At 34.7% G+C, this 13,850-nt stretch carries 14 protein-coding genes; 13 read left to right on the forward strand and 1 reads right to left on the reverse strand.

Translation table 11 applies throughout. The features are described from left to right. Nucleotides 1–99: 99 nt before the first annotated feature. The 10 genes from ymfI to F5ESL0237_RS02370 all read left to right on the forward strand — a co-directional run bounded on the left by ymfI (nt 100) and on the right by F5ESL0237_RS02370 (nt 10,439). Nucleotides 100–828, forward strand: a complete 729-nt coding sequence (gene ymfI, locus F5ESL0237_RS02325; protein WP_122024524.1) for an elongation factor P 5-aminopentanone reductase — start codon at nt 100–102, stop codon at nt 826–828. Nucleotides 829–896: 68 nt separating this feature from the next. Next, nucleotides 897–1,982 (forward strand): RodZ family helix-turn-helix domain-containing protein, encoded by a 1,086-nt coding sequence (locus F5ESL0237_RS02330; RefSeq protein WP_122024525.1) that lies wholly within the window; start codon nt 897–899, stop codon nt 1,980–1,982. Nucleotides 1,983–2,011: 29 nt separating this feature from the next. Further along, entirely contained in the window at nt 2,012–2,572 is a 561-nt protein-coding gene (pgsA, locus tag F5ESL0237_RS02335; RefSeq protein ID WP_090093058.1) for a CDP-diacylglycerol--glycerol-3-phosphate 3-phosphatidyltransferase, read from the forward strand. Between the two features lie 146 nt (nt 2,573–2,718). Next, nucleotides 2,719–3,897 (forward strand): ABC transporter ATP-binding protein, encoded by a 1,179-nt coding sequence (locus tag F5ESL0237_RS02340; protein ID WP_305020018.1) that lies wholly within the window; start codon nt 2,719–2,721, stop codon nt 3,895–3,897. Continuing rightward, nucleotides 3,897–4,520 (forward strand): ABC transporter permease, encoded by a 624-nt coding sequence (locus F5ESL0237_RS02345; RefSeq protein WP_122021462.1) that lies wholly within the window; start codon nt 3,897–3,899, stop codon nt 4,518–4,520. The genes F5ESL0237_RS02340 and F5ESL0237_RS02345 overlap by 1 nt, the downstream gene beginning before the upstream one ends. Nucleotides 4,521–4,532: 12 nt before the next feature. Then, on the forward strand, nt 4,533–5,462 hold the full coding sequence (locus tag F5ESL0237_RS02350; protein WP_122024526.1) for a glycine betaine ABC transporter substrate-binding protein: 930 nt from the start codon (nt 4,533–4,535) through the stop codon (nt 5,460–5,462). Further along, the gene (locus tag F5ESL0237_RS02355) at nt 5,455–6,114 is read left to right on the forward strand and encodes an ABC transporter permease (protein ID WP_122024527.1); all 660 of its coding nucleotides are present in this window, start codon (nt 5,455–5,457) and stop codon (nt 6,112–6,114) included. Before F5ESL0237_RS02350 ends, F5ESL0237_RS02355 begins: the two co-directional genes overlap by 8 nt. A gap of 151 nt (nt 6,115–6,265) precedes the next feature. Then, the gene (gene recA / locus F5ESL0237_RS02360) at nt 6,266–7,378 is read left to right on the forward strand and encodes a recombinase RecA (protein ID WP_118896757.1); all 1,113 of its coding nucleotides are present in this window, start codon (nt 6,266–6,268) and stop codon (nt 7,376–7,378) included. A 130-nt stretch (nt 7,379–7,508) separates the two neighbouring features. Further along, nucleotides 7,509–9,140, forward strand: coding sequence for a ribonuclease Y (rny, locus tag F5ESL0237_RS02365; RefSeq protein WP_118896758.1), 1,632 nt, complete (start codon nt 7,509–7,511; stop codon nt 9,138–9,140). 144 nt (nt 9,141–9,284) lie between these two features. Next, nucleotides 9,285–10,439 (forward strand): glycosyltransferase family 4 protein, encoded by a 1,155-nt coding sequence (locus F5ESL0237_RS02370; protein WP_122024528.1) that lies wholly within the window; start codon nt 9,285–9,287, stop codon nt 10,437–10,439. A gap of 56 nt (nt 10,440–10,495) precedes the next feature. Here the strand turns inward: F5ESL0237_RS02370 and F5ESL0237_RS02375 are convergent, their stop codons facing one another. Further along, nucleotides 10,496–11,149: a YigZ family protein gene (locus F5ESL0237_RS02375; protein ID WP_122024529.1), complete on the reverse strand. Its 654-nt coding sequence runs from the start codon at nt 11,147–11,149 to the stop codon at nt 10,496–10,498. A 47-nt stretch (nt 11,150–11,196) separates the two neighbouring features. Here F5ESL0237_RS02375 and F5ESL0237_RS02380 point away from each other — a divergent pair, with 47 nt between their 5' ends. From F5ESL0237_RS02380 to hpf, 3 genes are all read left to right on the forward strand, one after another. Next, nucleotides 11,197–12,477, forward strand: a complete 1,281-nt coding sequence (locus F5ESL0237_RS02380) for a helicase-related protein (protein WP_122024530.1) — start codon at nt 11,197–11,199, stop codon at nt 12,475–12,477. Continuing rightward, nucleotides 12,474–13,178 (forward strand): ComF family protein, encoded by a 705-nt coding sequence (locus F5ESL0237_RS02385; RefSeq protein WP_122021469.1) that lies wholly within the window; start codon nt 12,474–12,476, stop codon nt 13,176–13,178. Before F5ESL0237_RS02380 ends, F5ESL0237_RS02385 begins: the two co-directional genes overlap by 4 nt. A gap of 82 nt (nt 13,179–13,260) precedes the next feature. After that, complete coding sequence (gene hpf / locus F5ESL0237_RS02390; protein WP_122021470.1) at nt 13,261–13,821, forward strand: ribosome hibernation-promoting factor, HPF/YfiA family; 561 nt, start codon at nt 13,261–13,263, stop codon at nt 13,819–13,821. The last annotated feature ends 29 nt before the right edge of the window (nt 13,822–13,850 follow it).

Below are 13,850 nucleotides of genomic sequence, written 5' to 3' on the forward strand. Positions count from 1 at the left end.
ATTAAAGATGTTGTGTGCAATTATAGTAGAAATTTAGCAAGTGCGGTATAATTGCATTGCTGTTTTTGATTGATAGTTTATCAAAAAGGAATGTTTTATTTGAAACGAGCAATCGTATTTGGTGCCATGGGTGGAATTGGACAAGCTATTTGTGCTGACTTAGCTAATAGCGGCTGGTCACTTTATCTTCACTATAATCAAGATGAGCAAAAAGCATCTAATATGGTGCAAAGATATAGTCGGCTTTATCCTCAACAAGATTTTATTCCAATCAAATTGAGTTTTTTGACAGATAATAAAGGCTTGATGGAGTTTGTTAATAGTTTATTACCTATTAATGCTGTTGTTTTTTCTCAGGGTATTACGGATTACACTTTTCTGAGCGACCAAGATCTGAATAAAATTGATCAACTTGTACAAGTTAATTTGAACACACCAATTAAATTGACAAGTCTACTTGAATCATTACTGATAAAAAATGATTTTAGTCGTATTGTATATCTTGGTTCTGTTTATGGTGGAAATGGTAGTGCACTAGAAGCAGTATATAGTTCAACTAAAGCTGGATTGTCGCGTTTTGCACAAAGTTATGCGCGAGAAGTGGCATCAGCAAATTTGACAGTTAATGTTATTGCTCCTGGGGCAGTAGATACAAAGATGAATGCGTTACTTTCATCTGAAACTATGGTAGAAGTTAAGGAAGAAATTCCGTTGGGTCGCTTAGCAAAGGGTACGGATATTTCTTACTGGGTCAGAACCTTGCTTGATCCGAATGCGAATTATTTGACGGGACAAACAATTTATGTCAGTGGAGGCTGGCTTATATAAATAAAAATTAATAGTTAGTAGTATATGTTATACTCAATGTATAAAATAAAGAATTTAAAGAGGTAACTATGGCGGATATCGGAGACAAATTACGCAGTGCCAGAGAGGCAAAAGGACTTTCAATTGAAGATGTTGAAAAAGCAACTAAGATTCAAGGTAGATATCTGACGGCAATTGAGCAAAATGATTTTGATAAGCTACCAGGTGACTTTTATGTACGCGCTTTTATTAGACAATATGCTCAAGTAGTCGGATTAGATGGTAAAGAATTACTTAATGAATATCACCAAGAAATACCACAAGCTGAACCTGATGAGTATGTTGAAGAATCTATCGATAATAAAAGTGAAGAAGTAAGTAAGACTACTAACAGTAAAAAAAAGCTCTGGAAAGATTATCTTCCGCGAATTATTATTATTTTAGGAATCGTAGTAGTTGTGCTAGTGTGTTATATGGTATATGCCCACTTTTCATCAGCAGGAAATCAGAATAATAATTCTGCTAGCGATGTATCGGTTTCATCAGAAAATACTAGCAGACCAAAAAAAGTTAAAAAGGCTAAACCCAACCTAGTCAAAGTTAGGGAATTAGCTGTAAATCAATATGAAATTACTGGTTTAAAGAAGAATCGTAATATAGTAGTTCGAGCAGGTGATCAAGTAACAACGATTTCGGTTGCAATGAATGGTGTGAATCAAGGAGCCCAGACCTTGACTGCGGGGCAAAAACATACAGTGCGTATACCTGAAAGTGCCCAAACAGTAGTTGTTACTTTTAGCAATGCGCTTGGAACGACCGTTTCAGTTGGTGGCAAAAAAGTACCTTATAATGGCCAAAGTGCAGGGCTATCACTAACCTTATTTATTGGTAAGCATCACCAAGTTCAAAGAAATGGTGAGGTAAATCAAAATAACAATACAAGGAATGCTAATACTGGTACTACCCAAAACCAGCGTACTGAAACTGAGCAAAATCAAGACCACCATCAGACCAATAATACTGAAAATAACAGCACCACTAACAATAATCAATCTACTGGACAGCAAACTAACGGTCAGGTAAACCATGATAATCAAACCGATACTACTGATCATCATCAAGCTAATAATAACTCAAGCAGTTCGTCTGATAACCAAGGTGGCAGCAGTAACTAATTACTGTATTTTAGGAGGAAAATTTAAGAATGAATTTACCCAATAAGTTGACGGTGTTTAGAATATTTCTAATACCGGTATTTATGTTAATTGTTATCTTTGGCGGAGATGCAAGTTTTAAAGTAGCAGGTAGTACTGTTTACTGGAATTTAGTTATTGCAGCGATAGTTTTTGCAGTAGCATCAGCTACTGACTGGTTTGACGGTCATCTTGCTCGCTCACGCAATTTAGTGACCAATTTTGGTAAATTTGCGGATCCATTAGCAGATAAGATGTTAACTATGACTGCTTTTGTTATGTTAATTTCATTAAAATTAGCACCAGCTTGGATTGTGGCAATTATTGTCTGTCGTGAGTTAGCAGTTACTGGGTTACGGCTGATTTTAGCTGAAAATAAAGGTCAAGTAATGGCAGCTGAGATGCCGGGAAAGATTAAGACAACTTGTCAGATGCTGTCGATTATTTTCTTATTAATTGGTGATATTTATCATATTGGAACAGTTTTACTCTATCTTGCTTTGATTTTTACAATATATTCTGGCTATGATTATTTTCGTAGTTCTTGGAATATCTTCAAAGGTTCAATGTAGTTTTAAATATTTAAAAACACTAACAATGTTAGTGTTTTTTATTTTAGTTTTATAATTTAAAAAATATGTAATAGTATATTATTGCCCGTCTTTAATTATGTTGATAGGATTGAACTATAATACTATTGAAAAAAGGGGGAAATATTATGGTAAAAAATATACCGATGGTTGAATTTAAGAATGTAACAAAGCTATATCCTAAAATGAGCAAACCAGCTGTTGACAACATTAACTTCAAAATAAATAAGGGTGAATTTTGCTGTCTAATTGGAACCTCTGGCTCGGGTAAAACAACACTAATGCGAATGATTAATCGGATGAATAGTGTAACTAAGGGAAAGGTTTTAATTAAAGGAAAAAATGTTAAAGAATTTAACCCTGTTTTTTTAAGACGACATATTGGATATGTGATTCAGAGTAATGGCTTAATGCCTCATATGACGATTCGACAAAATATTGCTCTGGTACCAAAATTATTAAAATGGCCAAAGGAAAAAATAGCGGTTGCTGTAAATAAGTTAATAGAATTAGCTCAGTTACCTAAATCATATTTAGATCGCTATCCTAATGAATTATCTGGTGGTCAGCAGCAGCGAGTAGGTGTCATTAGAGCTTTAGCTGCAAATCAAAACTTGATTTTAATGGATGAGCCATTTGGTGCATTAGATCCGATTACGCGTGAAAGTTTGCAGACTTTAGTGAAAAATTTACAATCCAAGTTAGGTAAAACAATAGTGTTTGTTACACATGATATGGATGAAGCCCTAAAGCTTGCTACTAAAATAGTTGTTTTACACGGGGGTCATTTAATTCAGGTTGGCTCACCAGATGAAATTTTGCACTATCCAAAAAATAAATTTGTAGAGAATTTGATTGGTGAAAAGCGCCTTTCTGAAGCAAAATATGAAACTGTTAAAGTAAAAAACGTGATGCTCACTGATCCCGTCAAAATTAATCAAACGGCTTCTTTAACGGCTGCATTAGCAATGATGAAGGAACATCGAGTTGATACGCTGTTAGTTGTTGATCTCGAAAATCACTTTAAAGGATATATTTCAATTAATGAGTTACAGAAAAAATATAACCATGCTAATAAGATTAGTGAAATTTTATTAACTAAAATTCCAGTCCTAAGACCAGATGAATATTTACGTGATAATTTTAGTCGAATTTTAAGCCGCGCTGGACAATATATTCCGGTTGTTGACGATAATGAAAGATTAGTAGGTATAGTAACTCGTTCTAGCCTGGTTAATGTGATTTATGAAAAAATATGGGGCGATAAAACAGCTTTAATTGAAAAATCAGAAAAAGAGGTAAAATAATGGTTGCTTTTTTAACTCAACATGGATTAGAGTTAATTGTTAAAACTTGGCAGCAAATTTATATAGCGATTATTTCATTATCCTTAGGAATTATTGTAGCAATTCCTTTAAGCGTTTTTTTACTAAAAATTCCACGAATTGCGAAAATAATAATTTCGATTACGAGCATTTTGCAAACTATTCCAGCTCTTGCATTATTAGCAATGATGATTCCATTATTTGGAGTAGGACGTTTGCCAGCAATTATTGCACTTTTTTTGTATAGTTTAATGCCAATTTTGCGTAATACTTATGTGGGACTAACTAATGTGGATACTAATATTATCGATTCTGCTCGTGGTCTTGGCATGACCAAAATACAATTAATTACTAAAGTAAGGCTCCCTTTAGCAATGCCGGTAATTATGGCTGGAATTCGTTTAGCTGCAATTTATATAATTGCTTGGGCAACATTGGCTTCCTATATTGGAGCTGGAGGATTAGGCGATTTTATTTTTAGTGGACTTAGTCTTTATCAACCTGATTTAATTCTTGGTGGAACCCTCCCAGTAATTGCTTTAGCATTATTAACAGATTTTTTACTTGGTTTACTAGAGAAAAAAATTATTCCTAAAGGTATATAGGGAGGCTTAGTAATGAAAAGACGAGCAAAAATATTAATTTCTACCATTACATTTATGACTATGATAGCTACTTGTGCGTGTGGATTAGTTGATAATCAACCTAGTAGTGATCAGATTAGAGTAACTGCCTTAACAACAACTGAATCTCAAATTGTCGCTAACATAATTGTTCAATTAATTGAACATGAAACGCCATATCGCGCTTCCATTGTTAATAATTTAGGTTCAGCCCCAATGCAGCACCAAGCATTGTATCGTCATGATGCTGACATCCAAGCGGTTGCCTATGATGGGGGTGAATTGACTGCTAATTTACATCTAGCTCCAATTAAAAATGCAAAAAGGGCCAATCAGACAGTGCGGAGTGAGGCGAAAAGAAGGTGGGATCAAACATATCTTCCCACTTATGGCTTTGCCAATAATTATGCCTTTATGGTAAAAAAAAGTGCACAAAAAAAATATAATTTATATAAAATTTCTGACTTAAAACAATGGCAAAATAAATTTTCATTTGGAGTTGCTTCGGAATGGATTAATGCACCAGGAGTTGGTTATAGGCAGTTTAAGCAAGCGTATCATATGGCTTTTACCAAAATTGAGCCAATGAATATTGGTCTGGTTTATTCCGCCCTAAAAAGTGGTAAAGTGAATGTGATTTTAGGTTATTCTACGGATGGGCGAATTGATAGCTATCGATTAAAATTATTAAAGGATAATAAGCATTTTTTTCCGCCATATAATTGCGGCATGTTAATTAATAATTATTTATTACGTAATCACCCCGACCTTAAGCCTCTTTTGATGAGATTAGTGGGGAATATTAGTATTCATGACATACGAAGAATGAATTTTGAAGTAGATGATAGATTACTAGAACCCTCTACCGTGGCTCATCAATTTTTGGTAAAACATAATTTTTTTAGGGGTAAAAATAATGGCTAATTTAACTTTATGGCAACAATTTATTTATTATTATCAACATAATGGCAATTATATACTTAGTCAATTTAATCGTACTTTTTTAATGTCAGTTTATGGTGTATTGTTTGCAGCAATTATTGGTATTCCGCTGGGAATTGTGATTGCTCGTAATACACATTTGGGAAGTTTTGTGCTTGAATTTGCTAATTTCATTCAGACAATCCCCTCACTTGCTCTTTTGTCAATCGTAATGATTGGAATGGGTTTAGGAGTAAAAACAGTTGTTTTTACTGTTACGCTATATTCATTGTTACCAATTATTAAAAATACATATACTGGCATGTGCAGTGTTGATAAAAATATTATTGATTCAGGTAAAGGTATGGGAATGACTAAGCTGCAATTACTTTATTTGGTTCGGTTACCTTTATCAATTTCAGTAATTGTAGCTGGTTTAAAAAATGCTTTAGTAGTAGCAATTGGAATTACTTCAATTGGTTCTTTTGTTGGTGCCGGCGGATTAGGCGATATTATTATTCGCGGTACTAATGCAACTAGCGGCAACGCAATAATTTTAGCTGGGGCGTTTCCCACTGCATTAATGGCAGTATTAGTTGATCTATTGCTTAACTTGGTCCAAAATTGGGTACAACCTAAAGGATTAAAAAAATAAATCAAAAAATATGGGTTATTTTTGCATATATATTAGTAGGGCTTAAGCTTATTTAAACATTTGTTCGCTATATTTCTTGCAAATATATCTTCAAGCAACGTATAATTAATGAGTATAAACTGGTGATTATTATTTTAGAGGAGGAAAAGTCTTGCCCAAAGATGAAAAGCAGGCAGCATTGGAAAATGCGCTTAAAAAAATAGAAAAGAACTTCGGTAAGGGCGCTGTTATGCGCATGGGCGATAAAGCAGATACTAAAATTTCAACGATTCCATCTGGTTCACTTGCACTTGACTCAGCTTTAGGGGTCGGGGGCTATCCACGGGGAAGAATTGTTGAAATTTATGGTCCTGAATCTTCTGGTAAGACCACGGTTGCTTTACATGCTGTAGCTGAAGTACAAAAGCGTGGTGGTACGGCTGCTTACATTGATGCTGAAAATGCAATGGATCCAGCATATGCAGAAGCCTTAGGGGTTGATGTGGATTCACTCATTTTATCGCAGCCTAATACTGGTGAAGAAGGATTACAAATTGCGGATACACTAATTACAAGTGGTGCAATTGATATTTTAATTGTCGACTCTGTAGCTGCTCTAGTTCCCCAAGCTGAAATTGACGGAGAAATGGGTGATAGTCATGTGGGGTTACAAGCACGTTTAATGAGTCAGGCTTTGCGTAAGCTTTCTGGAAATATTAACAAGACAAAGACAATTGCCATTTTTATTAATCAAATTAGAGAAAAAGTTGGCATTATGTTTGGTAATCCGGAAACGACTCCAGGTGGGCGCGCACTTAAGTTTTATGCGACAATCCGTTTAGAAATTAGACGTGCAGAAAAAATTAAGCAGACTGGTGGCGAAATAACGGGAAATCGTGTCAAAATTAAAGTTGTTAAAAACAAAGTTGCACCGCCTTTTAAAGTTGCGGAAGTAGATATGATGTATGGCAAAGGTATTTCCCAAAGTGGTGAATTGCTAGATATGGCAGCTGATAAAGATATTATTGCGAAAGCTGGCTCTTGGTATTCATACAAAGATGAACGTATTGGTCAGGGGCGTGAAAATGCAAAGCAATATTTAGAAGATCATCCAGAAATATACGCTGAAGTTCAAAAGGAAGTTCGTCATATTTATGGTATTGATGAAGAAGCCATTTCTGAACGTGAAGATCCAGAAAATGCTAAAGCTAAAAAAGCTAAGGCAACCAAACCAGAAACTAAAACGACTTCTGCTGAAAAAGAAGTAGATGACAAAAGTAACTAGAATTGAAGAAATTAACCTTGATCTATAAATTTTGGTCAAGGTTTTTTTTAGTTGATTGACATAAGTGATTAGGTTATTTATCATTAAGTTTGTGTGAATAATCTAAAAATAAAAAAAGGCGATAGTAATCATGATAAAAACAATTTTGGTTCCCATCGCGATTGCTATTATTTCAATTTTACTAGGTTTAATTATTGGCTATTATTTCAGAAAAAATATTTGGGAAAAGAAAGCTCAAAATGCCAAAAAGAATGCTGATAATATTTTAGCTGAAGCAAAGTCTCAAGTGGCAGCTACCCAAGCTGAAATAAGTTTTCAAAAGCAAGCTGCTGAAACTTTAAAGCAGAGTGCACTAAATATTAAAAAAGAAAAAATTCTTGAAGCGCAAGAGCAAATTCAAACTTATCGACAAAAGGTTGAAGATGAATTAAATGTTAAGCGCGATTTGGTTGCACGCGATACTAATCGTTTAAAGCAACAAGAAGATACTTTTGAACATAAAAACTCTTTATTGACGGAAAAGGAAGCCGAATTAACTGAAAAAGAAAATCACTTTCGTAAGCAAGAACTAGAGCTAAAGAAAAATATAAAGGTTGTAACTGACTTAGTCGATCAAACTAAGGAAAAGCTGTACGAGGTTGCTCAACTGAGTAAAGATCAAGCACAGAAGTTAGTTTTGACCCAATTATCTGATGAACTAGTTAAGGAACGGGCAGAAATGATCAAGGATAGTAATGAAGAAATTCGGGTTAAAGCTGATCATTATGCCCGTAAAATTATTATTGATGCAATTCAAAGTAGTTCGGCTGATACTGTTGCTGAAACAACAGTTTCAGTAGTTAATTTGCCTAATGAGGAAATGAAGGGAAGAATTATTGGTCGAGAAGGTCGGAATATTCGCTCCTTTGAAGCTCTAACTGGAGTTGATTTAATAATTGATGATACTCCTAAAGTAGTTACTTTGAGTGGCTTTGACGCGATTCGACGTGAAATTGCTAAACGAGCAATGGAACGGCTGGTTAAGGATGGTCGTATTCATCCAGCTCGAATTGAAGAGATGGTTGATAAAGCACGCAAAGAAGTCAATGATGACATTTATGAAGCTGGTGAAAGCGCATTAATGGAGCTAGGGATTCATCGAATGAATCCTGAACTTGTTAAAATTCTTGGTCGCCTTAAATATCGAACGTCCTATGGCCAGAATGTTTTAGGGCATTCAATTGAAGTGGCTAAATTAGCTGGAGCAATGGCGGCTGAGCTTGGTTTAAATGAAAAATTAGCAGTTCGCGCGGGATTATTACACGATATAGGAAAAGCCATCGATCATGATATTGAAGGTTCACACGTTGAAATTGGTGTAGAATTAACTAGAAAATATCATGAATCAGATGTAGTTGTTAATGCAATTGCGGCCCATCACGGTGATGTACCGAAGTTATCATTTATTGCTGAGCTAGTAGTGGCGGCAGACACGATATCTTCGGCTCGACCTGGGGCAAGAAGTGAAAGTTTAGAAAATTATATAAGAAGATTAACTGAATTAGAACAAATTGCTAAAAGATATGATGGAGTTGATCAAGCTTATGCCATTCAAGCTGGACGAGAAGTTCGCGTGATGGTCAAGCCAGATAAGATTTCAGATGACCGAATTACTGTATTGGCCCATGATATTCGTAAGCAAGTTGAAAAGGAACTTGATTACCCAGGTAATATTAAAATTACGGTTATCCGTGAAAAAAGGGTAGTCGCAGTTGCAAGATAAAAAAGCTGAATTAAAAAATTCAGCTTTTTTGATTTGTGTTTAAATATAGTAAAAAATTCAATTATTAAATAGTAAATTTTGTGATTTGTGGATTTTTGCTTCACCCTGTATAATTAAAGCAATTAATTATGAAAGTAGTCGACTATGTTTAAAATTATTGTTGAATTATTCTTTCTAGTGATTATTCAAGCGTCAATTACACCATTTATTAGGCGTCTTGCCTTTGTTTTGGGGGCGGTTGATAATCCTAATGCTAGAAGAGTTAATAAAAAACCAATGCCAACCCTTGGTGGCTTGGGTATCTTTGTGACCTATAATATTGGTACATTTGTTCTATTGCGAGAGCAGTTTCCCACGCATGAAGCTTTTAGTGTATTGTTAGCTTCTAGTGTAATTGTTTTAACGGGAATTATTGATGATATTCTAGAACTAAAGCCGCGCCAAAAAATGTTTGGCATTTTAATTGGTGCTTTAATTATTTATTTTTTGGCTGACATTAAGATGAATGTACTCAATTTGCCACTCTTGAATAAACAGATTAATTTGGGCTGGTGGAGTTTGCCAATTACAATTTTTTGGATTCTTGCATTGACTAATGCAGTAGATTTAATTGATGGGTTAGATGGCTTAGCTGATGGTGTATCACTAATATCGCTGATTACCATGGGAATTGTTGGTTACTTTTTTTTACATACCAATCAACTTTATATTCCAATTAGTTGTTTTATGCTAGCTGCTTGTTTACTGGGCTTTTTACCATATAATTTTTACCCCGCAAAGATATTTTTGGGTGATACAGGTGCTTTGTATATTGGTTTTATGATTGCTATTTTTTCTTTAAAGGGACTAAAGAATGTTACTTTTATTTCACTCTTAGTACCAGTAACAATTTTAGGTGTGCCAATTACTGATACCATTTATGCAATGATTCGGCGTAAGTTGAATAACCAACCTGTTTCGCAAGCAGATAAGCACCACTTACATCATCAATTAATGAAGATGGGCTTGACTCATCGACAGACAGTTTTAGCAATCTATTCTTTATCATTGATTTTTTCATTTATTTCACTGTTATTCTTGTTATCACCAACCTGGGGGATGTGGTTGTTAATTGCAGGACTAGTTGTTGCATTAGAAGTATTTGTGGAATCGATTGGCCTGCTAGGAGAAAAATATAAGCCCTTATTATGTTTACTTCAAAAACTAATTAGTATGCGCAGTAAAAATGATCCAACAGTTGAAGTATGGCATTTAGGTCAAGAAAAACCAGAACAATTAAAAAATAAGAAGCATGATTGACCGAGTTGAATTCAATAAAAAAGCCATGGAAATAGTTTGATTTCCATGGCTTTTAATTATTGTGAATGATAATTATGTTCGGTAATAGGAACTTCGATATAACGTTTTTCGCCTAGGTTGAACGTGATTTGTCCAGCTAAAAGATTGGTTAGGTTATTTTCAACAGCAGTTCGTACTTTTTCGTCGACAAAAATTTGAATATTTACATCTACTCCATAATCAGTATTGGCAATAAAAATTTGTTCATTAGTTAAAAAATGTTGTACCTCATCAAATTTATTATATGCAACATGAAAATCGACTTTTTGCTGTTGCATGCGTTTAACCACTCCAATTGTTTCAGCCGCTTCAGTCACGCTATTTGAATAAGCACGAATTAGTCCACCAGTACCAAGTTTAATTCCACCAAAATAACGTGTCACTACAGCAGTTACATTTTTTAGATTCATCAATTGCAGTGCTTTTAATTCCGGAACTCCTGCTGTTCCAGCAGGTTCGCCGTTATCACTAGCTTTGACATGATCTTCTACGACATAAGCATAGGTATTGTGGGTTGCATCTCGGTATTTTTTAGTAATAGCCGCAATTGCTTGGTCAGCTTCAACTATTGTATTAGTTCGTACTAAGGTGGTAATAAAACGACTTTTCTTAATTATTAGTTCATTTGTACCATTATTCTTAATAGTTAAATAATTTTTTTCTTGCATCAAAAGAATTCACCTTCGTTTTACGTACTTATAGATTGGAGGGAAAGTAGATGGAAAATTTAACTAGCCTCATCGGCCGCCAATGGATTGGTAGTCAAGAGGATTTTAGCATAAATACCGATTTAACAAAAGTAAGTGCGATTGAAGATAGTCATTGCAAGCGGTGTGGGGCAATGGTTAATGCCAAATTGCCAAACGGTAAGCGGTATTGTCGTTCATGTATTGAACTGGGACGAATTGTTGAAGGTGACATTTTGATTCGGAATGAACAAGAAGTTGCTTTTCCCAAAGATAAACGCCAATTAACATGGAATGGTAAGTTAACGCCTTTGCAAGAAAAAATTTCGCAAAAATTAGTTGAAAATTTCATAAATAAGAAAAATACTTTGGTCTATGCGGTGACAGGGGCGGGTAAAACAGAAATGCTTTTTGCCTTGATAAATCAAAGCTTAAGTTGGGGTCAACGCTGTTGTATTGCTAGTCCTAGAATCGATGTTGTTAATGAATTATACCCGCGTTTTAAAGCGGCTTTTAATAAAACTAAAATTGGTAAATATCACGGTCAAGAATATGTTGATCCAAGGCTTGATCAATTAACAATTTGTACTACACATCAATTATTAAAATTTTATCATGCATTTGATCTGTTAGTAATTGATGAGACTGATTCTTTTCCGTATGTTGAAAATAATACTTTGCATTTTGCGGCTAAGAATGCATTAAAAATAGCTGGTGTTCAAGTTTATCTAACAGCTACGCCAACTAAAGATTTATTAGCAGATGTTAAAGTAGGAAAAATCGAAATTTTACAGTTAAAGCGGCGATTTCATGGTGGCAAGTTACCTTTACCAAAAGAGAAAATGTTTTTACGGCCCTTTTTAAGTAAGGGCAAAATTCATCCTAAGTTACTAAAGGAGATTATTGCTGTAACTAAAAAAGGACATCCGCTTTTACTTTTCGTACCGCGAATTGAACAAATCTCTTTGTATTTGTCAGCTCTTAAGCAAGTTGAACAACTTAGGCAAATAAAAATAGCTGGTGTTTATGCTGGCGATAAAGAGCGTCTAGAAAAAGTACAGCAATTTCGCAATCAAAAATTGCAAATTCTAGTAACAACGACAATCTTAGAGCGGGGAGTAACGTTTAAGCATGTTTGGGTGATTATTGTTCAAGCAGATGATAAAATTTATACCGCTTCGAGCTTAGTTCAGATTGCGGGAAGAGTGGGACGGGCTAAAAATGATACTGATGGGTTAGTGTTATTTTGCTATCACAAGTATACAAACCAGTTACGGAAAGCATCACAGCAGATTAAGGAACTTAATAGATGAAAAAATGTTTACTATGTAATCAAATGTTTGCGCCTATTTTGTCGTTAAATCAGCTTCTTTCTTGGCGAAAATGGCATGAAGAACAGCTATGTCATCATTGTTTAGCCCAATTTGAATTTTTACCTGCAATTAGCTGCAAAATTTGCTCGGGTAAATTACTACAAGACGCTGATAAGCAAAGTTTGATTTGTTCAGATTGCCGCCGTTGGCAAAAAATCTATGGTAACAATGTACTCTATCATCAAGCGGTTTATCTATATAATCAGGCATTTCACGATTTAATGGTCAATTATAAACGTTATGGAGATTATGTTTTATGTTATGTTTTACAAGATTTATGCTATAAAAATTTAGCTAAAATAAAGGCTGACTACTATGTACCAATCCCCACATCTGCTAGCCACATAGCTGAGCGGCAATTTGACACAGTTAGTGCAATTTATGGTGATTTAGTTAATTTAACTACTATTTTGGGTAAAATTGATGGGCAACAAGCACAAGGTGAAAAAAGTAGAAAAGAGCGCTTGCAAAGTAAACAAAGCTTTTTTATAAAAGCTAAATATAATATTGACTTAAATATGAAAAAAGTTTTGCTTTTGGATGATATTTATACTACGGGCAGGACCTTGTATCATGCACGGGATGCGGTTTTGGCGACCTTCCCTAGGGCTAAAATAAGTAGCTTTTCAGTTTGCAGATAGAATAATATTGTTCAGCGCTTTCAATTTTTGTTATAATGTAAGTATCGTAAGACTGCATAAGCAGTTGAAAGGAGAATCTCATATGTTAAAGTATAATGTTCGTGGTGAAAATATTGAGGTAACCGATGCTTTGCGTAGTTACGTTGAGAAGCGCTTAAAAAAATTAGAAAAATATTTTGATATGACTCAAGAGATGGTTGCTCATGTAAACTTAAAGGTGTATCGTGATCGGACTGCCAAAGTTGAAATTACTATTCCACTGCCATACTTAGTATTGAGAGCAGAAAAGACAACTGATGACATGTATCGTAGCATCGACTTTGTCTCTGAAAAACTGGAAAGACAGATTAGAAAATACAAAACACGTGTAAACCGTAAGGGGCGCGAAAAGGGTGTGGATAATTTCTTCGTTGAACAAGTGGTAGATGAAGATGTAAATGAAGAAATTCAGGATACTGATAGTGGGTTTACCATTGTGCGTAATAAGCAGATTGGTTTAAAGCCAATGAATCCTGAAGAAGCTATTTTACAAATGAATATGCTAGAACATGATTTCTTTGTCTTTCAAGACGCTGAAACAAATGGAACCAGTATTGTTTATCGCAGGAATGATGGGCAATATGGTTTAATTGAAACTAAATAAAATAGTGTATTTGAATGAGGACCCCACAT

Origin of the sequence: Lactobacillus sp. ESL0237 (assembly GCF_003692985.1) — a bacterium.
Classification (GTDB): Bacteria; Bacillota; Bacilli; order Lactobacillales; family Lactobacillaceae; genus Lactobacillus; species Lactobacillus bombicola.

What these genes read in the sequence shown, in the direction of transcription:
- F5ESL0237_RS02330 (WP_122024525.1), top strand. Translation starts at nt 897, where the DNA reads ATGGCGGATATCGGAGACAAATTACGCAGTGCCAGAGAGGCAAAAGGA.
- pgsA (WP_090093058.1), top strand. Translation starts at nt 2,012, where the DNA reads ATGAATTTACCCAATAAGTTGACGGTGTTTAGAATATTTCTAATACCG.
- F5ESL0237_RS02340 (WP_305020018.1), top strand. Translation starts at nt 2,719, where the DNA reads ATGGTAAAAAATATACCGATGGTTGAATTTAAGAATGTAACAAAGCTA.
- F5ESL0237_RS02345 (WP_122021462.1), top strand. Translation starts at nt 3,897, where the DNA reads ATGGTTGCTTTTTTAACTCAACATGGATTAGAGTTAATTGTTAAAACT.
- F5ESL0237_RS02350 (WP_122024526.1), top strand. Translation starts at nt 4,533, where the DNA reads ATGAAAAGACGAGCAAAAATATTAATTTCTACCATTACATTTATGACT.
- F5ESL0237_RS02355 (WP_122024527.1), top strand. Translation starts at nt 5,455, where the DNA reads ATGGCTAATTTAACTTTATGGCAACAATTTATTTATTATTATCAACAT.
- rny (WP_118896758.1), top strand. Translation starts at nt 7,509, where the DNA reads ATGATAAAAACAATTTTGGTTCCCATCGCGATTGCTATTATTTCAATT.
- F5ESL0237_RS02370 (WP_122024528.1), top strand. Translation starts at nt 9,285, where the DNA reads ATGTTTAAAATTATTGTTGAATTATTCTTTCTAGTGATTATTCAAGCG.
- F5ESL0237_RS02380 (WP_122024530.1), top strand. Translation starts at nt 11,197, where the DNA reads ATGGAAAATTTAACTAGCCTCATCGGCCGCCAATGGATTGGTAGTCAA.
- F5ESL0237_RS02385 (WP_122021469.1), top strand. Translation starts at nt 12,474, where the DNA reads ATGAAAAAATGTTTACTATGTAATCAAATGTTTGCGCCTATTTTGTCG.
- hpf (WP_122021470.1), top strand. Translation starts at nt 13,261, where the DNA reads ATGTTAAAGTATAATGTTCGTGGTGAAAATATTGAGGTAACCGATGCT.